We start from the raw sequence: 23,984 nt of genomic DNA, 5'->3' as shown, positions 1-23,984 counted from the left end.
CCGTCAGCCGGCCTGGTTCCAGGGCTGGGAGGCCATCAGCGCCTTGACGTTGGAGACGTACTTCGGGTTCGGGATGTCCAGGCTGCCGACGACCGCGCCCGTGGTCGGGTCGGTGACGGTGTTGTAGTGGACGTTGCCCGCGCCCGCGTTGTACGCCGAGACGACGAGGTCCAGCAGCGGCGTCTTGCCGGTGGCCGGGTCGGGGGAGAGGTCGTACTTGCCGCCGAAGGAGGAGTCGCCGTAGTAGGCGATCAGCCAGTCGAGCAGCTGGGTGCCGAGCTGGACGTTCCCGGCGAGCGTCTTGGGGTCGGAGGTGGTGCCGTACTTGCCGTTCATCCAGGCGACGGTGTTCGGCATGACCTGCATGGTGCCGATCCCGCCGTCGCAGGCGAGGATGCCGGACTGCCAGCCGCTCTCCTGCCAGGCGATCGCCTTGACCAGGTTGACGGGCAGCGGCGGGAGCTTGTCGGTGCCGCCGGAGCTGAGGTTGAGCACCCGGGACTGGCCGGCCGCCGAGCTGAGCGCGGCGGCGACCGAGGCCTTGGGCTCGTCCGGCTGGGGCTTGCTGGGCTGGCAGCCGCTCTGCAGCGGGGGCACGTGGCCGGCCGGCGGCGCGGGCGGCGCCGGGAGGGCGACGGCGCCGGGCTTGGCGGACGGCACCGGGGCGGGGATGGCGGGCTTCTCGACCGGCGGCTGGGTGGCGGGTGCGCCGGCCGCGTTGGCGCCGGCGCCCTTGGCGTTGCTCGGCTGGGCGTTGGGTGTGGCCTTCGCCGACTTGCTCGGGCCGGCGCTCGGGCTGTGCGAGGCGTCGGGGCTCGCGGAGGCCGTGGCGCTCGCTGACGCGGTGGCGGACGGGCTGGCGCTCGCGGTGTCGCCGGGTGTGGCGGTGGCCGCCGTGAGCGTGGTGGGCGGCGCCGCGTCCGGGTGCTTGTCGGCGCTCTTGGTGCCGCAGCCCGCCAGGACGGCGGTCGAGACGGCGACGACGGACACCAGGACGGTGGTCCGCCGGGTGGTGCTCGACTTCATCTGTGGTCCCCCCACTTGTCACCGGTGATCCCGGAGAGTGGCGGTCATCCTATGGTGCGATCGTTCCGCCCCGGACGAACGGGTGGTCGATCGCCTGCCGGAGGACGGTCGGAGCGGTCACGAGGGACGGTCCGTACCAGGTCAGGTGCCGTCCGCTGACCAGCGCGGCGGGGACGTCGGGGAACGCCTCCGGGCCGTCCTCGGCGGTGAAGCGGTACGGCTCGTCCGGCAGCACCACCAGGTCCGGCCGGCACGCCCGCAGTTCGGGCAGCGGCACGGCCGGGTAGCGCTCGGGGTGCCCGGCGTGGACGAGCCGCAGGCCGAGCCGGTGCAACAGGTCCCCGGCGAAGGTGTCGCGGCCGAGCACCATCCACGGGCGGCGCCAGATCGGCACGATCACGCGCGGGCCCTCCGCCGCCGGCCGGACGTCGCGCCAGGCCGCCTCCGCCTCGTCCAGCCAGGCCGGGCGGGGCAGCCGGCAGGCGACGGTGAGCAGCCGGTCCAGCGAGCGGAAGGCGCCGTCCAGGGTGCGGATGTCGGTGACCCAGACCGGCACCCCCGCCGCCCGCAGCGCGTCCAGGTCGGGGCGGCGGTTCTCCTCGTCGTTGGCGATCACGAGGTCCGGGGCGAGCGCGAGGACGCCCGGCAGGTCGGGGTTCTTGGTGCCGCCGATCCGGGCCGCGGCCAACTCGGCCGGGTGGCTGCACCAGTCGGTGACGCCGACCAGGAGCCCGGGGGCGGTGGCGGCGACGGCCTCGGTCAGCGAGGGCACCAGCGAGACCACCCGGCGCGGCGCGAGCGGGCCGAGGCGTACGGGCAGGCCGAGGTCGTCACATGCGTCGGTCGGGCCGGTCGGGTCGGTCGGGTCGGTCGGGCCGGTCGGGCCGGTGGGGTCGGTGTGGTCGGTCGGGTCGGTGGGGTCCGCCATCCGGCCACCCTACGCGCGGCGCCCGAGTGCGGGGCCGTCAGGAAGAACCGGAAGACCTGGAAGACCTGGAAGTTCCGGAAGACCTGGAAGTTCCGGAAGACCCGGAAGTCCCGGGAACCCGGCGCGGGCCGGGTCCGACTACCTGGTCCGGGTCCGCAGCGCGGGCTCCAGCACGATCACCGACCAGGAGAATCCTCATGCGCCCTCGCGTCGTCTGCGGTATCGCGGCCGCCGTCGCTCTGTTCGCCACGGCCTGCGGAAGCGGCGGGAGCGGTGGTGGTGGCACCGGCGCCGCCATCACCGCCCAGCCAGGCCCGGCCGGGAGCTACCCCGTCACGGTCGCCGACTGCGCGGGCAAGGAGACGACCATAGCCAAGGCCCCGGCCAGGATCGTCACCAGCAACGCGGCGAGCCTGGAGATGCTGCTCCAACTCGGCGCGGGCGACCGGGTGATCGGCACCGGCTTCCCGCCCGGCAAGGGCACCCTGCCGGCGGCGCTGGCCGAGCAGGGCGCCAAGGTGCCGGTGCTCGGCGACAAGACCGTCCCCAAGGAGAAGCTGCTCGGCTCCGGCGCCGACCTCTACGTCGACACCTTCGGCGCGATGCCGATGATGGGCGGCGCCACCGGGCCCACCGAGGCGGAGTTCGCGGCGGCCGGCATCCAGCACGTCTACCTGCTCTCCACCGCCTGCGCCGGCACCCCGAAGGCCGCCAAGGCCCCGCGCACCGATCTCGCCGGGGTCGAGGAGGACATCCGCCGCCTCGGCGCCGTCACCGGCACCGGCGCCCGCGCCGAGGAACTCGTCACCGGGATGGAGAAGCAGATCGGCGAGGTCCGCACCGCGCTCGCCGGCGTCCCGGAGGACAAGCGGCCCGGCTACTTCGTCTTCGACTTCGACGCCGGGACGAAGCAGCCGACGGCCGTCTGCGGCCGGCAGGTGGCCAACGCCGTCATCACCCTGGCCGGGGCCCGCAACGTGTTCGCCGACTGCGACGCCGACTTCAAGCCCGGCTCCTGGGAGGACGTCGTCGCCAAGAACCCGGACTGGATCCAGCTGGCCGTGCGCAACCGGGGCAGCGAGGAGGCCACCCGCAAGGCCTTCGACGACGCCGAGGCGTTCCTGCGGGGCTTCCCGGCGACCCAGGGCCTGAAGGCCGTCCAGGAGGGGCACTTCGTGCGGCTCGGCTCCGAGATGACCACCATCGCGGGCGTGCGCAACGCCGACGCCGTCCGGCAGATCGCCGCCGCCGTCCACCCCGACCTCGTCAAGAACGGCCAGTAGACGGTGACTTCGGCAGCCCGAGTCGAGGCCCCGGACGCCCGGCGCCCGGCCCGCACCCTGCGGGCCGGGCCGCTGGCCGGGGCGCTCGCCGTCGTCCTGGTGCTCGCGCTGACCGCCGCCGTCTCCTTCGGCTCGGTCGACATCCCGCCCGGCGAGGTCTGGTCGGTGGTCCTCCACCACCTGACCGGCCGGGCCCCCGAACCCGGCACCCGCGACCTCATCGTCTGGCAACTGCGCGTCCCGCGCGCCCTGTTGGCGGCCGTGGTGGGCGCCGGACTCGGCCTGGTCGGCACCGCCGTCCAGGCCCTGGTCCGCAACCCGCTCGCCGACCCCTACCTGCTCGGCATCTCCTCCGGCGCCTCCCTCGGGGCGGTCGCCACCATCGTCCTCGGCACCGCCTTCGGCCTCGAACTCTCCTTCGGCAGCGCGCTCGGCCTCACCGTCTCCCTGGCGGCCTTCGCCGGCGCGCTCGCCGCGTTCTCCCTGGTCTGGCTGATGGCCCGGCGGGGCGGCGGCTTCTCCCCGCTGCGCCTGGTGCTGGCCGGCATCGGCATCGCCCAGTTCCTCGGCGGCCTCACCAGCTACCTCGTCCTGCAGACCAGCGACGAGCAGCAGACCCGGGGCGTGCTGTTCTGGCTGATGGGCAGCCTCGGCGGCGCCGTCTGGGCCCAACTCGCCATCCCCGTCGCCGCCGTGGCGATCGGGCTGGCGCTGCTCCAGGCCCGCGCCCGGGGGCTCAACGCGATGCTGATGGGCGACGAGACGGCCGCCGGACTCGGCGTGGACGTGGCCCGGCTGCGCCGCGAGGTGTTCGTCGTCACCAGCGTGCTCACCGGGGTGCTGGTCGCGGTCTCCGGGGCGATCGGCTTCGTCGGGCTGATGGTGCCGCACGTCTGCCGGCTGCTGGTCGGCGGCGACCACCGGCGCCTGCTGCCGCTGTCCGCCCTCACCGGGGCGGTGCTGCTGACCGTCGTGGACACCGTGGCCCGCACCGCCCTGGACGGCCAGGAACTGCCGATCGGCGTGGTCACCGCCGTCCTCGGCGCCCCCACCCTGCTCTACCTGCTGGACCGACGACTGGAGCGCAGTTGAGGATCGCCGTCGAGGACCTGAGCGTCGCCCTGGCCGGCCGCACAGTGGTGGCCGGAGTCCATCTGGTCGCCGAGGAGGGGGAGATCGCCGGGCTGGTCGGGCCCAACGGCAGTGGCAAGTCCAGCCTGCTGCGCACCGTCTACCGGCACCTGCGGCCGAGCGCCGGGAGGGTCCTGCTGGCCGGGCGGGACCTCGCCGGGCTGCGCCCCGCGCAGTCCGCCCGGCACATCGGCGCCCTGCCCCAGGAGCGCGGCGGGGACTTCGAGTTGAGCGTGCGCGAGGTGGTGGCGATGGGCCGCACCCCGTACAAGCGGGCCTTCGCGGCCGACGACCCGCAGGACCACCGGATCACCGCCGAGGCACTGGACCGGGTCGGCATGAGCGGGGCCGCCGACCGGCGGTTCGCCCAACTGTCCGGCGGCGAACGGCAGCGGGTGCTGCTCGCCCGCGCGCTCGCCCAGCAGCCGGACGTCCTGGTGCTGGACGAACCGACCAACCACCTGGACGTCCGGCACCAGGTCGAACTCCTCGCCCTGCTGCGGGAGCAGCGTCGCACCACACTGGTCGCGCTGCACGACCTCAACGCCGCCGCCTCGGTCTGCGACCGCCTGCACGTGCTGCACCGCGGCGCCCTGGTGGCCTCCGGGACGCCGCGCGAGGTGCTGACCGCCGAACTGCTGGCGGAGGTCTTCGGCGTCCGCGCCGCGGTGGTCGAACACCCGCTCACCGGTGACCCGTTGATCGCCTTCGACCACCGCTCCCCGGCCGGCACCGCTGCGCCGCAGCCCGGGGTTCAGCAGCGGCCCGGCGTTCAGCAGCAGCCCGTGGTTCAGTAGGCCTGGTAGTGGCTCGGCCGGCCCTCGCGCAGGACCGGCCGGCCGAGCCGCGCCGCCTCCGCGTTGCGCCGCAACTCCCAGCTGCCGTCCGCCCGGTGGAGCACCGCCGAGTGCCAGGGCGTCATCCAGGCGTCGGGTGCCGACAGCAGCCGGATGCCGAACTTCGGCGCGCCGGCCGGCTGCGGGTGGATCGACAGCCGCACCGACCGGGGGTGCTGCTCGGCGATCAACTTACCCCAGGCGCGGCTGCGCTGGATCACCCCGTAGGCGCGGCGACGGCAGTCCCGCTGCAGGGCGGAGCGGGTGCCGGGGAAGTCCACGGTGTCCTCGGTGAGGAACCGGGTGATGCCGCGGTAGAGCCGCAGGGTCTCCTGCTCGGTCACCACCTGCTCGCGCAACTCCTCGACGCTCGGCGCGTACCGCTCGTGCACCAGGGCGCGCTTCTCGTCGTACGGCAGGTCGCCGAGCACCGCCCGCAGATCGAAGGTGTCCAGGTGGCGGAGGCCCTCGCGCCGGATCATCGCGGTCAACTCGTCCGAGTACTCGTCTATGTGCTCGTCGGGGACGTTGATCAGGTCGCCGAAGACGTGCCCGTCGGAGCAGATCAGGATCCGGGCGCCGGGCCGGTGGATCCGGCCGATCCGGGCGCAGAGGTCGTCGAGGAAGGTCAGGGACAACCGCTCGCCCTCGTCGGGCAGATGGCCGAGCACCTTGGCCGGGTTCGGCGACTTGCAGGGGAAGCCCGGCAGGGTGAACACGATCGGCTCACCGGCCGCGATGCAGTCCGCCAACTGCGCGAGCTGGAAGGGGAAGTGCTCGGGCCGGGCGTCGAACTCCGGGTCCGAGGCGCGGCGGTGCGGCAGCAGCAGGCCCAGGATGCGGGCGGCGAGCTGGGCGGGCGATTGCTGCTCGGGGGCACTGGTGACGACGGGGGCGGTGCCGACGGGCGGCATGATGGATCTCCTCCACGGATGGTGACGGGTGGGTGGATGACGGGCGGGCCGGGGTTCGGCCGCACCGGAGTTCAGCGGCCTCGGTGTGCGGCTGCGCCGGGGTTCAGCTGCGCCGGGCTTCAGCTGCGCCGGTCGTAGGCGACCGGCAGCCGGTTCACCCCGCGGGCCAGGACGGCGGGGATCCAGGCGAGTTCGTCCAGGCCGTCCCCGGGCGTAACGGCGGGGCGCAGTCCGGGTAGCCGGGCGAGCAGGGTGCCGACGGCGATCTGGAGTTCGGCCCGGGCCAGGGCGGCGCCCGGGCAGTAGTGGATGCCGTGGCCGAAGGCGAGGTGGGCGTTCGGGGTGCGGTCGAGGTCCAGTCGGTCGGCCTCCGGGAACTGCGCGTCGTCGCGGTTGGCGGCGCAGAGCGAGACGATCACCGAGTCGCCGGCCGGCACGGTGGTGCCGAACAGCTCGCTGTCCTCGGCGAAGAACCGCCAGGTGGTGAGCTCGAACGCGGCGTCGTGGCGCAGCAGTTCCTCCACCGCCCGGGCCAGTCGACCGGGCTCGTCGAGGCCCGCGCGCAGTGCGTCGAGGTGCTCGGGGTGGCGCAGCAGGGTGATCAGCATGGTGGTGATCTGGTTGGTGACCGGTTCCTGCCCGGCGACCAGCAGCTGGAACACGATCGAGTCGAGCTCCTCGCGGCTCAACTCGCCCGCGTCATGGGCGGCGACGAGCCGGCCGAGCAGGTCCTCGCCCTCGTCCCAACCGGGCGAGCGGGAGTCGGCGCGCTTGCGGGCGACCACCTCGGCGATGTACGTCTGCAGCCCGCGCAGCCGCGCCTCGTACGCCGGACGGCCCGGGTCCTGCGGGCCGACCGGCTGCACCACCTTGCCCCAGTCCCGGTCGAAGCGGGCGGCCAACTCGGCGGGCAGGCCGATAACTTCGGCCAGCACCCGGAAGGGGTAGTGGGCCGCGAAGCCCGCCACCAGATCGGCGCCGCCGACGGCCGGTAGCCCGTCCACCAGCTGGTCGGCGAGTTCCTGCAGCCGCGGCCGCAGCGCCTCCACCCGGCGCGGGGCGAAGGCGTCCAGCACCAGGCGGCGCATCACGGTGTGCTTGGGCGGATCCTGGTGCAGCAGGTGGACCTGGAGCTGGGAGTGCTGGGGCTCCGGCATGATCGACGCGAGCCGGCGCCAGTTGTCGTTGCCCAGCGCGTGGTTCTTGCCGAGCCGGGGGTCGTTGAGGGTCGCGTGGGCGGCCTGGTAGCCGGTGACCAGCCAGGCGTGGATGCCGCTCGGGAACTCCACCCGGTGCACCGGCCCGGCCTCACGCATCCGGCGGTAGAGGGGGTAGGGATCGGTCTTGTAGGCGGGGCCGTGCAGCGGGACGGGGCTGGGGAGCGGGTCGAGGTCGTAGCCGTACGGGCAGCGCGCGGCCTCGGGCGTGGCCGGGGTGCGGGCGATGTCGGTCATGGGTGTGCTTCCTCCGGTGAGGCGGATGAGTCTGTGGGGTCTGTTCGGCCCGGCTCCCGGGGGCTCCCGGGGCTCAGGGGCCGGGGCTCGGGGTTCAGGGCTCGGGGTTCAGGGTTCAGGGCTCGGGGTTCAGGCCTGCGGACGGCGGCGGTGCAGTGCGAGCAGCGGTACGGCGGTGGCGGCGACCGCGGCGGCCAGGGCGATGCCCACGTGGGTGCCGGTGGTGGCGCGGTCGCCCGCCAGGGCGGCGGCGGTGGCCAGGGCCGGGCCGAGAGCGAAGCCCAGGCTGCGGGAGAGCTGGACGGCGGAGCCGGCGGTGGCGAGCTTCCCGCGCGGGGAGGCGGTCATCACCAGCGCCTGGGTCGGGCCGCCGTTGAGGCCCATGCCGGCGCCGGCCAGGGCGAGCCGGGCGGCGATGTCCACGCTGGACCAGCCGGTGTTCACCGGGACGAGCAGTGCCAGGCCGCAGGTGGTGACGGCGGCGCCGGTGAGCGCCGTCGGCCGGGCGCCCCAGCGGTCCGCCAGCCGCCCGCCGACCCGTCCGGCCAGCACCATGCCGAGCGGGAAGGCCAGCATGGTCAGCGCGGTGGCGGTGGCGCTCTCGCCGTGCGGGCCGCGCAGGTGCTGGACCAGCAGGTACTGGCAGGCCGCGAAGCCGGCGGCGAGCGCCAGCACCGAGGCGTTCACCCCGGCGGTGCCGGCGGCCCGCAGCACTTCGGCGACCGGCCGGCCGCCCGGGCGGCGCAGCCACAGCAGCACCAGTGGTACGGCGGGCAGCGCGAGCAGCAGCCACTGCGGGGCGGTCGGCGCCAGGGTGAGGCCCAGCAGGACGGCGGCCATCGCCGCGCCGATCAGGGCGGCGTCGCCGAGCGAACCCCGGTCGGGCAGGCGCAGCCGACCGCTGCGCGGGGCGTACCGGCGCACGATCAGGACGGCGGCCAGGCAGACCGGCAGCTTGACCAGGAAGACCGCCCGCCAGCCGAAGTGGTCCAGCAGCAGGCCGCCGAGCACCGGACCGGTGACGGCGCCCAGCGGCCCCAGTGTCGCGGGCACGCTCATCGCCCGCCCGCGAAGCTCGGGCCGGACGGAGGTCGCGGCCAGCACCGGCATCAGCACGAACAGCACGGCCCCGAAGGCGCCTTGCAGCAGCCGCGCCGCGATCAGCCAACTCGCCCACGGGGCGAGGGCGGCCAGCACGCTGCAGCTCGCGAAGCAGCTGACCGCGAGCAGTAGCGCGGGCCGGGTGCCGACCTGGTCCAGCCACCGGCCTGCGGGCAACAGCAGGGCTATCAGGGGGAGTTGGTAGCCGAGCGCGGCCCACTGGGCGACCCCGGCGGAGACGTGCAGGCCGGCGGCCAGGTCGGTGAGCGCCAGGTTGACCACGTTCATGTCGAGCATCGCGACGAACGAGAGCAGTCCGGCGGCCACGACCAGGATCCACCGGTCCACGGGCTCGACCTGACGGTCAGTCAGGTCGGTCGTGGGCGACGCGTCTTGTGCTCGCATGAAGGTCCTCCGTTCCCCCGTTGCCGTACCGGCACCGCCTCGGCGGCGGTGTCCGGTACAGCAGTCGGGGGCGGGAGGGCTCTGGTTCCGAACACTTGGGGGATTTTTCCGGACGGACGGACGGCCGACGGCGAACGGATGACAGAAGTTGAAATCTGTTATCTGTTATCTGAATTCTGTTCGCCGTCAGTTGCTCACCGTCCCCGCCGCCCGCGCCGTCCCCCGCCGTTCCCTCGCCGGGCGGCGCTCAGCAGGCCGCCGCGAGCTCCCCGGCCTCGGCCGCCCGCAGGCGCGCTATCAACTCCTCCCGCGCCCGGGCGACCCGGGAGCGGACGGTGCCGACCGGGCAGCCGGCGACCTGGGCCGCCTCGGCGTAGCTCAGGCCGACCACCTGGGTCAGCACAAAGGCCTCCCGCCGCTGCGCGGGCACCCGTTCGAGCAGGTCCCCTAGGGCGATCCCGTCCTCGAACCCGGCCGCCGGGGTACCGCTCTGCCGTTCCGCCGCCTCCTGCCAGTCCGGCAGCGCGGCGCAGCGCGGCCGGGCGGCGGCCATCCGGTACCGGTCGATCACGGTGCGCCGGGCGATCGACAGCAGCCAGGTGCGGGCCGAGGAGCGGCCGGCGAAGGCGGGCAGGCCGCGCAGCGCCCGCAGGAAGGTCTCCTGGGCGAGGTCGTCCGCGGACTGGACGTCGGTGAGGTGGGCGACGAAGCGCCAGACGTCCCGTTGGGTCGCCCGGACGAAGGCCTCGACGTCCGCCGCCCGGCCCGAGCGGGCGGTCAGCGCGAGCGCGGTGAGCTGGTCGTCATCCACGGTGGCCGCCGACCCGGCCGGCCCCGGCCTGATCGCCATGCAGGACGATGGTCGTATGAGATGCGCGCAGTTCCGTACCGCTCTGTCCGCCCGGCTCGACGGCGAACCGAGTGGCCTGCCCGGCACCCGGCTGGACAAGCACCTGGCGCGCTGCACCGGCTGCCGGGACTGGCTGGACCGCGCCGAGCGCCTGCGCGCCCAGGTGCGGGCCGCCGCCGTCGAGGGTCCGGCACCGGAGTGGGCGGCCGGGCTGTCGGCCCGGCTGGGTCTGGACGGTCCGGGTCTGGACGGTCCGGGTCTGGACGGTCCGGGGCTGGACGGTCCAGGTCCGGACGGTCCGGGCAGCGTGCCGGAGGCGCCGGAGCGGTAGGTCGCTGGCGCCGGCGAGAACCGGTGCGCCGTCGAAGTGAGGCATGGGAAGGTCCCGTGGGGAAGGCAGGGGGCGGCGCCGCGCACGGCGGCACCGCAGGCGTCCATGGGCCGGCCGCGTGGCGCACCGCACCTCCCGTGGAGGTGGCGGCGGACGCGGACCCGGGCCCGAGCCCTGTCGGCGCGGCGGCGCGGGGCGCGACGGCACTGGAGTGACGGCGCGGGGTACGACGGCGCGGCAGGGCGACCTGCCCGACGCCGAGGTCCCGGCAAGCGGCCGGAGTCCGGCCGGAGGGGGAGGAGCGCGTCGGGCGCGTCAGCAGGCGAGGGCGAACGCCGGCGGCCCGCGCCGGACCACGGCATGCGTGAGCAGCACCGACCGGGGCAGCCGGGCCGGCCGGTCGGCCGACCGGGGCGCGGCCGGCGGCCGGTGCCCGAAGGGCCGCGCGACCAGCGTCAGCAGCGGGAGCAGCAGCGCCCCCGCGACCACGCCCCCGAGCGCGGCGAGCAACTCGAAGACCCGGACCAGCGCGGCATCGCCGCGCCAGAGCAGCAGCGCACAGGCGAGCGCCGCCAGCAGGTGGGCGAGGGCCATCCCCGGTGACATGCCGCCGGCCATCCCATCGGTCATCCCGCCGGTCATCCCATCGGACGTTCCGGGAGACATCCCGCCGGTCATCCCGTGGGCGGCCCCCGTCGGCATGACGTGCGACATGCCGGTCATCCCGGGCAGCCCCATGTCCATGTCCATGGCCATTCCGTCGGCCGACCCCGCCGCCCCGTGGTGCATCCCGGCCATCGGGTGCAGACTGCCGGCGGCCGGCGGTACGTCCGGGTCGATGCCGGCCATCCGGGCCAGCTCGACGGGGGAGAGCCCGCCGGCGGTCCGGTCCGGGTTGCAGAGCAGCAGCGCCGCCCAGTCCGTGCCGGCCAGTTGCCGGAGGCCGCCGCCCCCGCGGCCGAGCGTCCCGGCGTGTTCGAACAGCAGGTGCAGTGCGCTCTGCGCCGCGACCATCCAGACGCTGATCACCCCGAGTCCGCGCCGCTTCCCGGCCAGCAGCCAGGTCAGTGCGAGGACGGCCCCGAAGGCGCCGAGCAGGACCGGCGGAGAGACCCCGGCCCCGGCCATGGCGACGTGCGCCGTGGCGGCCATCGCCACGCACAGCGCGGCGAAGACCGCGGCGCGCAGCAGGCGGATCCGGTCGGTCATCACGATGGCACTCATCGTCGCACCCGCCACCGCCCGCCCGTACCGCACCCTCCGGTGATGGCCGGTTCCGGTTCGTGAGAACATGCCCGGCCCGTCAGCTCGGCGGATCAGCCGCTTGTAGCACGGTTTCACGCGGTGGTCGATCCGGGTTGACACGCGCACCTCCTGCTCACTAGAAGTGCACACTCGGGCACGGATCGTGCGTGCCGGAACGAATCGGGGCCAGTGCGAACGATTCGGAACGAGTCCGAGCGGACACACCGGACGTCGCCCGAGCGGAGGCACCGGAACCGCCGGACACCGGAAACGGCCGGACACCGGAACCGCCGGCGACCGTAAGCACCGGCGACCGTAAGCACCGGAAACAGGAGGCACGGCCATGGACACCCCGACGGAGCGCGGTACCCCGATCGAGCTCGGCACCCCGACGCCAGGCACCCCCGACCTCGCCGACCCCCGCTTCTGGCAGCTGCCCGCCCCCGCCCGCGCCGCCGCCTTCGCCGAACTGCGCCGCCGCCCCGCCCCGGTCTACTTCGGCGACCGCGCCACCGGCCGGGGCTTCCACGCCCTGGTCCGGCACGCCGACGTGGTCGAGGCCAGCCGCACCCCCGCCGTGTTCCGCTCCGGCCCCGGCGTCACCACCCCCGAACCGGCCCGGTGGGTCCGGCTGCTGTTCGGCGACTCGATGGTCAACCTCGACGACCCCCGGCACGCCCAGCTGCGCCGGATCGTCTCCCGGGCCTTCACCCCGCGCCTGCTCGGCCGGGTCGAGGAGGACGTCCGGCGCATCTCCGCCGCCCTGGTGGACGGGGTCGAGCGCGAGCGGCCGGAGGACTTCGTCGGCGCGGTCGCGGGCGAACTCCCGTTCCAGGTGATCTGCACCATGATGGGCGTCCCGGAGCGCCCCCGCCGCACCATCCTCGAACTGGTCAACCGCACCTCCGAGGACGTCGGCGTGGCCCGCCCGCTGCGCCGCCGGTTCCGGATGCCCGGGCGCGGGCTGGCGGCGCTCGCCCGGATGCAGGGCATCGTCGCCGCGATCGGCCGCGAGCGCCGCCGCCGGCCCGCCGAGGACCTGATCTCCGCCCTGGTCACCGCCGACCTGGACGGCCGCCGGCTCACCGGCCGCGAGCTGGGCGCCTTCTTCTCTCTGCTGCTGGTCGCCGGGGTCGAGACCACCCGCAACGCGCTCGCCCACGGGCTGCACCTGCTGACCGTGCATCCCGAGCAGCGCGCACTGCTGCTGGCCGACCTGGACGGACGGCTCGACGGCGCGGTGGACGAGATCGTCCGCCACTCCACGCCGATCGTCCAGTTCCGCCGGACCGTCGCCGTCGACCACGAGCTGGGCGGCCCGGGCGGCCCGCTGCTGCGGGCGGGGGAGAAGGTCGCGCTGTACTACGGCTCGGCGAACCGGGACGAGACCGTCTTCCCCGCCCCGGAGGCCTTCGACATCAGCCGCACCCCCAACCCCCACCTCGGCTACGGCGGGGGCGGACCGCACTACTGCCTCGGCGCGCACCTGGCCCGGCAGGAGATGACGGCGCTGTTCCGCGAGCTGTTCACCCGGCTGCCCGGGGCGCGGTCGGTCGGCGAGCCGGTGCTCGCCCCGTCCAGCTTCGACCACCGGGTCCGCTCACTGCGCTTCACCTTCTGATCCAGCCGGGCCCGCTGCACCCCCGCCGCTTCCGTTGCCGTTGCCCTTCCGTCGGAACCGGCCGGAGCCAACTGGAACCGGTCGGAAGCAGCCGGAGCCAGCTGGATTCGGTCGGAAGCGGCCGGAACCATCGGAAACTAGACGGACAGCTCCCACACCGCGTGGTCGTGCGCGAACATCACCTGCCGCGGCCCGTGCTCCGCGACCCGGTCAAGCCAGGGCCGGTAACCGGGCAGCGGCGCCGCGACCCCCTCCCGTGCCGCCTGCCGCGCCAGCACCGCCTGCCCGTACTCGGAGGCGAAGTCGTACGCCTGCCCGGCCAGCAGCACCGTGCAGTCGCCCAGCCGCTCGACCAGCAGGGACTGGTGGCCGGCGGTGTGCCCGGGGGTGGGCAGCACCCGGACGCCGGGCCAGATCTCCGCCTCGCCGTCGAACTCGCGGTGCACGGCGCCGGGGAAGTCGACCAGCCCGTCGATGGTGTGGCCGCCGCGCCGGGCGGCGGCCAGTTCGCCGGCCTGGACCAGGACCGGCGTCCCGGCGAACAGCGGGTTGCCGCCGCAGTGGTCGAAGTGCAGGTGGCAGTTGACCACCAGGTCGATGTCCGCGACCGAGACGCCGGCCGCGGCGAGCGCCTCCGGCAGCGGGCGGCGGACCGGCCGGTAGTGGGCCTCGGTCTCCGGCGAGCCCGCGCCGATCCCGGTGTCGAACAGCAGCAGCCCGTCCGGGCTCCGGACCAGGTACGCGAGCACCGGCTCCACCCGCGGTTCGGGGCCGCCCACCTCGGTGGCCGGCCGGACGATGTAGCCCAGGTCGAGACGGCGGATCGTGTGCATGCGGCCCCCTTGCGACTCAGCCCCCGTGCGGTGGCCGAGGCGGCCGCCGTTCGCACCCTATCCGGCGGTCGCGCGCCTCAGCGGACGTCCGTCCGACTGACCGTCAGATGAACTCCCGGCTAGAGGAATCCCGCTCGGCGGGGTCGTCGGACGGGGTGCGGGCCGCTGCCGGCGCGCGGCGGTGTGGGGCGACGCGCAGTGGCGTGCGGCGGTGTACGGCAGTGCGCGGTGGCCTGCGTCACGGCGGGCGCGCCGGATGCGGAGCACAATGCCCGGCATGACCGATCGTCCGACACCGCCCGAGCACGGGCCCGCCGACCGCCCCACCGCCGATGTCTGGGCCGCCCTGGGCGGACCGGCCGACCTGCTGGACCGGGTGGCCTTCCACGGTCCGAGGGACGGCCTGCCCTCCGGCCTCCCGGTGGGCCGGCTCGCCCGGGCCACCGTGGCCGCCTGCTCGTTGGCGGCGGCCGAACTCGCCGCGCACCGCGGTGGCGGGGCCGTCCCCGCGGTCCGGGTGGACGAGGGGGCGGTCGCCACCTCCTTCGTCAGCGAGCGGCACCTGGAGATCGAGGGTCGCAAGCCGGTCGGTTTCGCCCCGCTCTCCGGCTTCTGGCGCACCGCCGACGGCTGGATCCGCACCCACGCCAACTACCCGCACCACCGCGACCGGCTGCTCGCCGTCCTGGACCTCGCCCCCGACGCCGGGCCCGAGCAACTCGCCGAGGCGCTCGGCAAGCTGCCGGGCGAGCAGGTGCAGGAGCGCGCGTACGAGGCGGGGGCGCTCGCGGTAGCGGTCGCGCCGGTGCGTGCGTCCGTACACCCCCTGGTGGAGCGCAGGGAGATCGGTACCGCGCCGGTCCGCCCGCTCGCCGCCGCCCCGGCGGACCGGCCCGCCGCCGGGATCCGGGTCCTCGACCTCAGCCGGGTGATCTCCGGACCGGTCGCCACCCGCACCCTCGCCCTGCTCGGCGCCGACGTGCTGCGGATCGACTCGCCCCGGCTGCCCGAGGCCGAGGACGCCCACACCGACACCGGCTTCGGCAAGCGCTCCACCCGCCTGGACCTCGCCGACCCGGCCGACCGCGCCACCTTCGAGCGACTGCTCGACACCGCCGACGTCGTCGTCAACGCCTACCGCCCCGGCTCGCTCGACGCCCTCGGGCTGGCCCCCGAAGCGCTGTTCGCCCGTCGGCCCGACCTGATCCTGGCCCAGATCTGCGCCTGGGGCTGGACCGGTCCGTGGGCCGGCCGCCGCGGCTTCGACAGCCTGGTCCAGGCCGGCGTCGGCATCGCCGCCCACGAGGCCGGCCCCGACGGCCGCCCCGGCGCGCTGCCCGCCCAGGCCCTCGACCACGGCACCGGCTACCTCCTCGCCGCCGCCGTGCTGCGCGCCCTCACCGAGCAGCGCACCCACCGCCCCGGCGGCCGCCACCTGCGCTTCTCCTTCGCCGGCACGGCCTCCTGGCTGCTGCACGGCATCCCGGCCGAGCCGACGGACCCGCCGCGCCCGGACGCCGGTCGGTACGAGGCGGCGCGCTGGCTCACCGAGACCGACTCGGCGTACGGGCGGCTGCGGTACGCCCTGCCGCCGATCGGCTACGCCGGCGCACCCACCGACTGGGCCACCCCGCCCGGGCGTTGGGGGACGGACGCGCCGGTCTGGCGCTGAGCCGCCGGGCGGCGGACCGATCGCGGGGCCGGGGCGCCGGCTGTCGGTGGGGTCTGACAGCATCACCGCATGACCGCCGCACACGCCACCGACTACACCTGGTTCGAACAGCGCTACCCCGTCCTGGGCGAGGCCTACTGCCTCACCCAGGTCCAGGGGACGGCCGCCGACGAACTGCTGAGCCGCTTCGACGCCCTGACCGGCCGGGCGGTGACCGGGCTGGAAGCGGTGGTCGCCGCCTGGGAGACGTTCGACGACGGGGAGGACGAGGAGGCCGAGGAACTGTTCGACCTGGACGAGGACCGGCTGCTCGTCGCCGTCACCGAACTCGACGGCTGGGCGCTCGCGGTCGAGCCGTACGGCTACCTCGGCAGCCTGCCCCAGGTCATCGCCCGCCTCGCCGAGGGCACCCGGCTGGTCTCGCACTTCCGGAACGCCAACGCCGTGGACCACTTCAACTGGTGGGAGCAGGGCGCCTGCCGGCTGCAGTTCGAGCCGCTCTTCGCCGACCAGCGGCACGGTACGGACGCCGACGCCCCCGGCATTCCCGAGCTGCTGACGGCCTGTGGCTTCCGGCTGGACGGCGAGCGCGGCGACCTGCACACCGAGGCCGCGTTCGCGCTCGCCGAGCGGCTGACCTCGGTGCGGCTGGACCCGGCACGGCTGGAGGCCGCCACCTTCCGGCTCGGCTACGCGCCCCGCCCGTAGCGGGGGCGGCGCGTAGCGCGGGACCCGGTCGGTGACGGCCTCCGGAGCGGGCGGCGGCGCGTCAGACCCCGGACGGGATCTGCTTGGCCCGGCCGCGGACCTGGATGGCGGTCGCGATCTCGACCACGCCCAGGACCACCAGCCAGCACCCGGCCAGCACGGCCAGCGCGGTGATCGAGCCGACCGGCCAGACCATCAGCAGCACACCGGCCAGGGTGTTGGCCACGCCCGCGAAGGCCTGCCAGCCGCGGGCGGGCATCAGCGGGTCGGAGATCGCGGCGGCGAGCTGGGTGATGCCGCGGAACAGCCAGCCGATCCCGATCCAGAGCGCGAGCAGCAGCAGCGACTGCACGGCGCTGCGGAAGCAGAGCAGTCCGAGCAGCACGCTGATCGCGCCGCTGATGAAGGCCAGCACCCGCAGCGCGGTGGTGGCGTGGGTGCCGAACGCGGCGACCAGCTGCACGACGCCGATGACCAGCAGGTAGAGGCCGAACAGCACGCCCACCACCAGTAGGGTCTCCCGAGGCCAGGCGAAGACGACGATCCCCAGGGCGAGCGAGGCGACACCGGCGGCCAGCAGGACCTGCCAGGCGGCCTTGGCGAGCAGGCCGAGCGGGCCCTGCACCGGGGTGCCGTCGGGGGTGATGATCGGAGGGGCCACGGCGGCGTACTCCTCGGGGTCGGGGGCAGAGAACGGCCCCAGCCTCCGTGTGCCGTCGTCAGTCCGCACGCCGGGTACGTACGTTCGAGTGATGCCGCTCGGCTGCCGGAATGACATCCTCCGGACACTTTTCGTCGATATCATCCGTCGGTATGACTTCTGAAGGGTGGGGGACCCCTCCGGTCGAGCCGATCAGCCAGCACTACATCGTCTGCGGGGGCAACGCACTGGCCCACCGGCTGATCCTGGAACTCGTCGAGCACTACGAAGTCCCGGTCGTCGTCCTGGTCACCGACCGCACCCGCGACCACGCCCCGCGGATCGAGCAGATCGCCGGCGTCGCGGCCGTCGTCGAGTACCCGAACATCACCGAGGAGGCGCTGCGGGCGGTGTCCATCGGCACCGCCCGGGGCCTCGCCCTGGTCGAGGGCAGCGACCAGGAGAACATCCACGCCGCGCTCAGCGCCCAGGGCCACAACCCGGACATCCGGATCGTCCTCCGGATGTTCAACCAGCGCCTCGGCGAGAACATCGAACGGCTCCTCAGGAACGGGGCCGCGCTCTCCGGTTCGGCCACCGCCGCCCCGGCCTTCGCGGCCGCCGCACTCGGACGGCCCAACTCGGTCGAGATCGGCGGCCGTTACCTGCACATCGCCTTCGACGACGCCATCACCCCGGACCGGATCTGCGTGGTCGCCGACCACATCGACCGGCAGGACCTCAGCAAGATCCGGCTGTTGCCCGAGCAGGAGGGCGACTCGGCCGAATTCGTCCGGCTCGCCCGTGAGTTCGGCGACGACGGGCCGGTCCGCCCGGGCGGGGCGCGGCGCGAAGCGGCGCCGGTGTCGGGGTCGGAGCCGGTGTCGGTGTCGGAGTCGGTGTCGGAGCCGGTGTCGGCGCCCGGGGCCGAGCCGGAATCCGGACCCGAGCCCGAGCCCGGAGCCGGAACCGAGGTTGGGACCGAGATCGGGACCGAGGTCGGGACCGAGGACGGGCCCGGAGCGGAGACGCCGCCCGGCGGGGTCGCGGCGTTGCAGGCGATCCGGATGGAACCCCGGGAACCGATCAACTGGGTGCGCCGGCTGCGCTGGCGGCTGCTCGACACCATGCGCTTCTTCACCAGCGCCCGGATGCGGCTGGTGCTGCTCACCGCGCTCGCCGCGGTGCTGATGGCCTTCAGTGTGCTCTGGTACCTCAGCCGGGACTTCGGCTGGACCGTCTACATCTCCCTGCTCGACCTGGCCGGCGCCGCCCAGCCCGACCAACAGGCCGACATCGCCGCCGGGACGGGGACGGGCGGTGTCTGGCAGCGGGTCGCCCAAGTGGTGATCACCATCTGCGGGATCACCTTCGCGCCGGTCGCCACCGCCATCGCGGTCGAGGTGCTTGGCTCCGGGCGGCGCGGACTGCCCCGCAACCCGAGCGCGGGCACCCGGGACCACGTGATCGTGGTCGGGCTCGGCAACGTCGGCACCCGGGTCGCGACCCTGCTGCACGAGATGGGCGTGCCGGTGGTCTGCATGGAGCGGGACCCGCAGGCCCGCGGCATCGCCGCCGCGCGGGCGCTCGGCATCCCGGTGGTGCTGGGCGACGGACCGTTCGAGGAGCAGCTGCGCCGGGCCCGGCTGAAGCACAGCCGGGCGGTGGTCGCGGTCAGCGGGGACGACGCCACCAACCTGGAGGCGGCGCTGGAGGCGCGCCACGGCAACCCCGACGTTCGGGTGGTGGTCCGGCTGTTCGACGACAACTTCGCCGGCCACTTCTACAAGACGCTGGACAACGCGGCCTCCCGCTCGGTCTCCTACCTGGCCGCGCCCGCCTTCGCCGCCGCGCTGATGGGCAGTGAGGTGCGCGGGACGCTCTCGGTGTTCCGGCACGTGCTGCTGATCGCGGAGCTGACGGTGGAGGACGGCAGCGGGCTGATCGGTCTGAACCGGCACGACCTGGAGGACCCGGGCGGCGTCCGGGTGATCGCCGTCCGCTTCGCCCGCAGCAACCAGCTGCACTGGGGCTTCGCGGACCGCACCCGGCGGCTGGCCCCGGGCGATCGCATCGTGGTGGCCGCCACCCGCATCGGGTTGGCGCGGCTGAACACGGTGCTGGTCGAGGAGGGGTGAGGGCCGCCACCTGCCACCTGCCACCTGACGGCGGACAGGTAACAGCTGACAGATAACAGAAAACAGCCGACAGTGAACAGATTTCAGATGATGAAAGCTGTCAGCTGTCAGCTGTCTCTACTGTCTCCACGCCGGCTGCAGCGTCGGCCGCAACACCGGCCGCCACGCCACCGTCAGCGGTTCTCGAACTTCGGCGCCCGCTTCTCGGCGAAGGCCGCCATGCCCTCCTTCTGGTCCGCCGTGGCGAACACCGCGTGGAACAGCCGGCGCTCGAAGCGGACGCCCTCGGCGAGCGTGGTCTCGAAGGCGCGGTTGACGCTCTCCTTGAGCATCACCGCCGCGGTGGTCGACATCCCGGCGACGGTCTCGGCGGTGGCCAGCGCCTCGGTGAGCAACTGGTCGGCCGGGACGATCCGGGCGACCAGTCCGGCCCGCTCGGCCTCCTCGGCGCCCATCATCCGGCCGGTCAGGCACAGATCCATCGCCTTCGCCTTGCCGATGGCGCGGGTGAGGCGCTGGGAGCCGCCGATGCCGGGGAGCACCCCGAGCTTGATCTCCGGCTGCCCGAACTTCGCGGTGTCGGCCACGATCAGGATGTCGCACATCATCGCCAGCTCGCAGCCGCCGCCCAGCGCGAACCCGGCCACCGCCGCGACCACGGGCTTGCGCAGCGCGCCGAGCCGGTCCCACGGGCCCAGCCAGTCGTCCAGGTAGACGTCCGGGAACCGGTTGCCCTGCATCTCCTTGATGTCGGCGCCGGCCGCGAAGGCCTTCTCCGAGCCGGTGATCACCAGGCAGCCGATCTCCGGGTCCCGGTCGAACGCGGTGGCGGCGGCCACCACCTCATTCATCAGCTGGGTGTTCAGCGCGTTGAGCGCCTTGGGCCGGTTGAGCGTGATCAGCCCGACCCGGCCCTTGCGCTCGACCAGGATCGTCTCGTAGCTCTCGGTCTCGGTCATCGCCGTACTCCCATTCCGCTGCTTGGCCGTTCCGCTGCTCGGCCATTCCACTGCGCGGCGCCGCGCGGGCGCGCCCTGACCACCCAACGATCTACGACGCGCCCGGTCTCGCGCCAGTCTTGGTATGCGAGACGCCGGTCACCAGATCGGGTGCCGGTCCGCGGAGCGGCGGGGAGGTCGGAACCGGACGCCGTGCGTACGGGGTGGCCAGCCGCGGGGGCACGTCGAGCCGGAGCTGCTGGTCGTGAAGCCGGTCGAGCTGGGACACGGGTGGTTCCCCTCTACCGGTGCGCTCAGGCGGAGCGGTCGGCGTACTCCAGGACGTGCTCCGCGAGCAGCCGCCCGACCTCCGGATCCTGCCGCCGGAAGGCCTCGATCAACGGCAGGTGGTCGGCGGCGTTCTCGTGCAGTTCCGGCCGGACCCGGTGCAGCGACAGCACCGTCCACACCTCGACGCCCAGGCCCTCCCAGGTCCGCAGCAGCGTCCCGTTCCCGGAGGCCGCGACGATCTCCCGGTGGAACGCCACCCCGTGCCGGGCCTGCCCGAGGGTGTCACCGGCCGCGGCGGCCGCCGCCATCAGCTCGGCGCGCCGTTCCAACGCCCGGGTGTCCCCGGCCAGTCGGACCACCGCCGCCTCGGCGGCCGGCCGCTCCAGAGCCGCCCGCACCTGGTAGACCTCGCGCAGCTCCGCCGGGCCGATCTCGCGCACCCGGACGCCCCGGTTCGGCTCGGCGTCCAGTAGTCCGAGGGTCTGCAGCGAGCGCAGCGCCTCGCGCACCGGCGCCTGGCTGACGTTCAACTCGGCCGCCAGGCGGCGCTCGACGATCCGGTCCCCGGGCTGCCAGCGGCCGCCCAGCAGGCCCTCCAGCAGCAGTCCGCGCACCTGTTCGCCGAGCGGTACCCGGGACAGCGGGTCGGTGTCCCCGGCCGGCGCCGTCGCGGTCGGCGTCGGGTGGCTCATGGCGTTCTCCAGGCTCTCGGGTCAGGGTCGGGCCGGCGGGGTCGCGGGAGTCGCGGTCGCGGGAGTCGGGGCCACGGGAGTCGGCGGGGTCGGGCGCGGTCAGGCCAGGCCCAGTTCGTCGTCCTCGCGCGGGGCGAGGAAGCGCGCGACGTCGGCCGCCGTCACCCCGGCCAGGGTGCGCGGCGACCACTGCGGGGTGCGGTCCTTGTCGATCACCTGGGCGCGGATGCCCTCGGCCAGGTCGGGACCGTCCAGCGCGGCGCAGGAGATGCGGTACTCCTGGTCGAGCGCGGCCTCCAGCGAGGGCAGGGTACGGGCTCGGCGCAGCGCGGCCAGGGTGACCTTGACGGCGGTGGGGGAGTTCCCGAGGATCAGCTCGGCGGACTCCTTCGCCTCCGGCACCCCGGAGTCGAGCAGGCGCTCGACGATCTCCTCGACGGTGTCGGCCGCGTAGCAGGCGTCGATCCAGTCGCGCTGCCCGGCGAGCCCGGCGGCTGCGGCGGCGGTCGAGGCCGCGGTTCCGGTGGGCAGTGCGGGCTCGGCGTGGGCGGCGACGGTCGCGGCCGGGTCGGCGCTGTCGGCGAGGGCGTCGAACAGCTCAGGCAGTCGCGCGGACGGGACGAAGTGGTCCGCGAAGCCGCACAGCAGCGCGTCGCCGGGGCCCATCGAGGCGGAGGTCAGACCGAGGTGGGTGCCCAACTCGCCCGGGGCGCGGGCGAGCAGGAGGCTGCCGCCGACGTCCGGGACGAGTCCGATCCGGGTCTCCGGCATCGCGATCACGGAGCGCTCGGTGACGATCCGCACGGCGGCGTGGGCGGAGAGGCCGATGCCGCCGCCCATGGTGATGCCGTCCAGCACCGCGACGAACGGCTTCGGGTAGCGGGCGATCAGGGCGTTCAGCCGGTACTCGTCGCGGAAGAAGGCGCGGGTGCCGGCCCCGCCGGCCGTGACGTCGGCGTGCATCGCCCGGAGGTCCGCGCCCGCGCACAGGCCGCGCTCCCCGGCACCGGTCAGGACGACGGCGCGCACCCGGTCGTCGGTGGCCCAGGCGTCCAGGGTCGTGCGGATCGCGGTGATCATGCCGTGGGTCAGCGAGTTGAGGGCCCGCGGGCGGTTCAGCGTGATCCGGCCGAGGCCGCCGTCGCCGTCGCCGTCCAGGGCCGCCTGGACCTCCTGGACCTCCGCCGCCGCGCTCGCCTCTGCGCCCATCGGAACCGCTCCCGTCCCCTCGGTGATCTCGCCTTCCGCCGTCCACGGTACCGGGGTGGGTGGGGCGTTGTGATCACGAGGCCGTCCCGGTCGCGGGGGCCGGGGCGGCCCGGCGGTCACGGCCAGGCGCGCAGGGCGAGTTCGGCGGTGCGGGCCAGGTCCTCGGCGGTGGCGCCGTCGCGGGCCTGCTGGGACATGCCCTGGATGACCGTGGCGAAGTACCCGGCCAGCGCCTCCGGGTCGGCCCCGGGCGGCAGTTCGCCGTCCTGCCGGGCGGTGCGCAACCGCTCCTCGAAGACCCGCCGGTTGGCGTTGCGCAGCTCGCGCAGCTGGGCCTGGATCGCGGCGTCCTGCGGGCTGACGTTGGTGGCGGCGGTGATCACCAGGCAGCCCGCCGGGTGGGACGGGTCCGGGTAGATCGCGGCGGCCTCGCGCAGGATGCGGGCGAAGGCCGCGCGGGCGCCGGCCTCCTCGGCCAGCGCGACGCCGACGAACGCGCCGACGGGGGAGTGCCCGTAACGGCGGACGACCTCCTCGAAGAGCGTGCGCTTGTCGCCGAAGGCGGCGTAGAGGCTGCCGGGGCGGATGCCCATCGCGGTGGTGAGGTCGGTGACCGAGGTCGCCTCGTAGCCGCGTTCCCAGAACAGCCGGGTGGCCGCCGTCAGTGCCTCCTCCCGGTCGAAGGCCGGCGGGCGGCCGCGCCGGGCGCGGGGCGCCGGGCCGGTGGTGGTGCTGTCGGGTGTCGCGGCCTCGGTCATGGGATGGATTTTAGAGCAGTCACTCAAGAAGTGTGTGCTAGGTTCTTTCTTGAGCGATCGCTCAAGAAATGCCGGATGCAACTCGGTGCAACAGGAGGGGACTCGGTCATGGGGTCGAGCACGGGCGGGTACGGGCTTCGCGGCAAGGTGGCGCTGGTCACCGGCGGCAGCAGGGGGATCGGCCGGGCGATCGCCCGCCGGCTCGGGCGGGACGGCGCCACCGTCGCGGTGGGCTACGCCCGGGACGAGGCGGCGGCGCGGGAGGTGGTCGAGGGGATCAGGGCCGACGGCGGGCGGGCCTTCGCGCTGCGCGCCGAACTGGGGCGGCACGGCGACGCGGCCGCGCTGTGGGCGGCCTTCGATGCGGAGATCGGGGCGCACGCGCCCGGCGGCGGGGTCGACATCATCGTGAACAACGCTGGAATCGGGCGCAGTTCGGACCTCGCGACGCTGACCGAGGAGGGCTTCGACGAGGTGTTCGCGGTGAACGTCCGGGCGCCGTTCTTCGTGGTGCGGCACGGGTTGGAGCGGCTGCGGGACGGTGGGCGGATCATCAACGTGTCCAGCGGGGCGGCCCGGCTCGCGATGCCGGAGATCATCGCCTACGGCGCGACCAAGGGCGCGCTCGACACCTTCACGCTCAACCTCGCCAAGCAGCTCGGCCCGCGCGGCATCACCGCCAACTCGGTCGCGCCCGGCGTGGTGGACACCGACGTCAACGCGGGCTGGCTGCGCGGCAACCCGGCGGCGGAGGCGCACGCGGCCTCGCTCGCCGCGCTCGGCCGGGTCGGGCAGCCGGAGGACATCGCGGACATCGTCGCCTTCCTGGCCTCGGAGGACGCGCGCTGGGTCACCGGGCGGGTCATCGACGCGACGGGCGGCGCGGGGCTGTAGACGGCGAACAGCTGACAGATTTCATCATCTGAAATCCGTCAGCTGTCAGCTGTCACGTGACGTCTGCCGGCTGCTGACTCTCGTCG

Annotated in this window: 22 protein-coding genes; 9 read left to right on the top strand and 13 right to left on the bottom strand. The window is 74.5% G+C overall.

Annotated features, from left to right (window positions below):
• Positions 1 to 3: 3 nt before the first annotated feature.
• Together ACZ47G_RS14350 and ACZ47G_RS14345 are read right to left on the bottom strand one after the other, a co-directional pair.
• On the bottom strand, positions 4 to 1,026 hold the full coding sequence (locus ACZ47G_RS14350; RefSeq protein WP_465742354.1) for a transglycosylase SLT domain-containing protein: 1,023 nt from the start codon (positions 1,024 to 1,026) through the stop codon (positions 4 to 6).
• A 49-nt stretch (positions 1,027 to 1,075) separates the two neighbouring features.
• Positions 1,076 to 1,954 (bottom strand): helical backbone metal receptor, encoded by an 879-nt coding sequence (locus tag ACZ47G_RS14345; RefSeq protein WP_465742352.1) that lies wholly within the window; start codon positions 1,952 to 1,954, stop codon positions 1,076 to 1,078.
• A gap of 197 nt (positions 1,955 to 2,151) precedes the next feature.
• Here ACZ47G_RS14345 and ACZ47G_RS14340 point away from each other — a divergent pair, with 197 nt between their 5' ends.
• The 3 genes from ACZ47G_RS14340 to ACZ47G_RS14330 are packed head-to-tail and all read left to right on the top strand — an operon-like array spanning position 2,152 to position 5,165.
• Complete coding sequence (locus tag ACZ47G_RS14340) at positions 2,152 to 3,237, top strand: ABC transporter substrate-binding protein (protein ID WP_465742350.1); 1,086 nt, start codon at positions 2,152 to 2,154, stop codon at positions 3,235 to 3,237.
• A gap of 3 nt (positions 3,238 to 3,240) precedes the next feature.
• Positions 3,241 to 4,329, top strand: a complete 1,089-nt coding sequence (locus ACZ47G_RS14335) for a FecCD family ABC transporter permease (RefSeq protein WP_465742348.1) — start codon at positions 3,241 to 3,243, stop codon at positions 4,327 to 4,329.
• Complete coding sequence (locus tag ACZ47G_RS14330) at positions 4,326 to 5,165, top strand: ABC transporter ATP-binding protein (RefSeq protein ID WP_465742346.1); 840 nt, start codon at positions 4,326 to 4,328, stop codon at positions 5,163 to 5,165. The genes ACZ47G_RS14335 and ACZ47G_RS14330 overlap by 4 nt, the downstream gene beginning before the upstream one ends.
• On the opposite strand, the gene ACZ47G_RS14325 is transcribed toward ACZ47G_RS14330, so the two are convergent.
• The 4 genes from ACZ47G_RS14325 to ACZ47G_RS14310 all read right to left on the bottom strand — a co-directional run bounded on the left by ACZ47G_RS14325 (position 5,159) and on the right by ACZ47G_RS14310 (position 9,928).
• Positions 5,159 to 6,118 (bottom strand): L-tyrosine/L-tryptophan isonitrile synthase family protein, encoded by a 960-nt coding sequence (locus tag ACZ47G_RS14325; protein ID WP_465742344.1) that lies wholly within the window; start codon positions 6,116 to 6,118, stop codon positions 5,159 to 5,161. The two genes, ACZ47G_RS14330 and ACZ47G_RS14325, sit on opposite strands and share 7 nt — an antisense overlap.
• A gap of 119 nt (positions 6,119 to 6,237) precedes the next feature.
• Entirely contained in the window at positions 6,238 to 7,572 is a 1,335-nt protein-coding gene (locus ACZ47G_RS14320; RefSeq protein WP_465742342.1) for a cytochrome P450 family protein, read from the bottom strand.
• A 129-nt stretch (positions 7,573 to 7,701) separates the two neighbouring features.
• The gene (locus tag ACZ47G_RS14315) at positions 7,702 to 9,078 is read right to left on the bottom strand and encodes an MFS transporter (protein WP_465742340.1); all 1,377 of its coding nucleotides are present in this window, start codon (positions 9,076 to 9,078) and stop codon (positions 7,702 to 7,704) included.
• Between the two features lie 247 nt (positions 9,079 to 9,325).
• The gene (locus ACZ47G_RS14310; RefSeq protein WP_465742338.1) at positions 9,326 to 9,928 is read right to left on the bottom strand and encodes a sigma-70 family RNA polymerase sigma factor; all 603 of its coding nucleotides are present in this window, start codon (positions 9,926 to 9,928) and stop codon (positions 9,326 to 9,328) included.
• A gap of 16 nt (positions 9,929 to 9,944) precedes the next feature.
• Here ACZ47G_RS14310 and ACZ47G_RS14305 point away from each other — a divergent pair, with 16 nt between their 5' ends.
• Positions 9,945 to 10,259, top strand: coding sequence for a zf-HC2 domain-containing protein (locus ACZ47G_RS14305; protein WP_465742336.1), 315 nt, complete (start codon positions 9,945 to 9,947; stop codon positions 10,257 to 10,259).
• Positions 10,260 to 10,574: 315 nt separating this feature from the next.
• Here the strand turns inward: ACZ47G_RS14305 and ACZ47G_RS14300 are convergent, their stop codons facing one another.
• Positions 10,575 to 11,483: a hypothetical protein gene (locus ACZ47G_RS14300; RefSeq protein ID WP_465742334.1), complete on the bottom strand. Its 909-nt coding sequence runs from the start codon at positions 11,481 to 11,483 to the stop codon at positions 10,575 to 10,577.
• 364 nt (positions 11,484 to 11,847) lie between these two features.
• Between ACZ47G_RS14300 and ACZ47G_RS14295 the strand changes: the two genes are divergently transcribed.
• Complete coding sequence (locus ACZ47G_RS14295) at positions 11,848 to 13,125, top strand: cytochrome P450 (protein WP_465742332.1); 1,278 nt, start codon at positions 11,848 to 11,850, stop codon at positions 13,123 to 13,125.
• Between the two features lie 137 nt (positions 13,126 to 13,262).
• Here the strand turns inward: ACZ47G_RS14295 and ACZ47G_RS14290 are convergent, their stop codons facing one another.
• Entirely contained in the window at positions 13,263 to 13,958 is a 696-nt protein-coding gene (locus tag ACZ47G_RS14290) for an N-acyl homoserine lactonase family protein (protein WP_465742330.1), read from the bottom strand.
• Positions 13,959 to 14,235: 277 nt separating this feature from the next.
• Between ACZ47G_RS14290 and ACZ47G_RS14285 the strand changes: the two genes are divergently transcribed.
• Positions 14,236 to 15,630: a CoA transferase gene (locus ACZ47G_RS14285; RefSeq protein WP_465742328.1), complete on the top strand. Its 1,395-nt coding sequence runs from the start codon at positions 14,236 to 14,238 to the stop codon at positions 15,628 to 15,630.
• Between the two features lie 69 nt (positions 15,631 to 15,699).
• Complete coding sequence (locus ACZ47G_RS14280; protein ID WP_465742326.1) at positions 15,700 to 16,338, top strand: DUF6461 domain-containing protein; 639 nt, start codon at positions 15,700 to 15,702, stop codon at positions 16,336 to 16,338.
• 61 nt (positions 16,339 to 16,399) lie between these two features.
• Here the strand turns inward: ACZ47G_RS14280 and ACZ47G_RS14275 are convergent, their stop codons facing one another.
• Positions 16,400 to 16,999 carry an HdeD family acid-resistance protein gene (locus ACZ47G_RS14275; RefSeq protein ID WP_465742324.1) on the bottom strand — a complete coding sequence of 200 codons (600 nt, stop codon included), beginning with the start codon at positions 16,997 to 16,999 and terminating at the stop codon, positions 16,400 to 16,402.
• 152 nt (positions 17,000 to 17,151) lie between these two features.
• Here ACZ47G_RS14275 and ACZ47G_RS14270 point away from each other — a divergent pair, with 152 nt between their 5' ends.
• A complete protein-coding gene (locus tag ACZ47G_RS14270) occupies positions 17,152 to 19,116 on the top strand; it encodes an NAD-binding protein (RefSeq protein ID WP_465742322.1) in 1,965 nt (654 codons plus the stop codon).
• 173 nt (positions 19,117 to 19,289) lie between these two features.
• Here the strand turns inward: ACZ47G_RS14270 and ACZ47G_RS14265 are convergent, their stop codons facing one another.
• The 4 genes from ACZ47G_RS14265 to ACZ47G_RS14250 form a co-directional block, all read right to left on the bottom strand.
• Positions 19,290 to 20,075 (bottom strand): enoyl-CoA hydratase, encoded by a 786-nt coding sequence (locus ACZ47G_RS14265; protein ID WP_465742320.1) that lies wholly within the window; start codon positions 20,073 to 20,075, stop codon positions 19,290 to 19,292.
• A gap of 293 nt (positions 20,076 to 20,368) precedes the next feature.
• Entirely contained in the window at positions 20,369 to 21,037 is a 669-nt protein-coding gene (locus tag ACZ47G_RS14260; RefSeq protein ID WP_465742318.1) for a GntR family transcriptional regulator, read from the bottom strand.
• A gap of 99 nt (positions 21,038 to 21,136) precedes the next feature.
• On the bottom strand, positions 21,137 to 22,246 hold the full coding sequence (locus ACZ47G_RS14255; protein WP_465742316.1) for an enoyl-CoA hydratase/isomerase family protein: 1,110 nt from the start codon (positions 22,244 to 22,246) through the stop codon (positions 21,137 to 21,139).
• 116 nt (positions 22,247 to 22,362) lie between these two features.
• Positions 22,363 to 23,004, bottom strand: a complete 642-nt coding sequence (locus tag ACZ47G_RS14250; protein ID WP_465742314.1) for a TetR/AcrR family transcriptional regulator — start codon at positions 23,002 to 23,004, stop codon at positions 22,363 to 22,365.
• A 108-nt stretch (positions 23,005 to 23,112) separates the two neighbouring features.
• On the opposite strand from ACZ47G_RS14250, the gene ACZ47G_RS14245 reads away from it, so the two are divergent.
• Positions 23,113 to 23,898, top strand: coding sequence for an SDR family oxidoreductase (locus ACZ47G_RS14245; RefSeq protein WP_465742312.1), 786 nt, complete (start codon positions 23,113 to 23,115; stop codon positions 23,896 to 23,898).
• The last annotated feature ends 86 nt before the right edge of the window (positions 23,899 to 23,984 follow it).

The sequence above is a fragment of the Kitasatospora sp. NPDC030952 genome, assembly GCF_055571335.1.
This window is presented reverse-complemented; position numbering and strand designations above follow the sequence as displayed.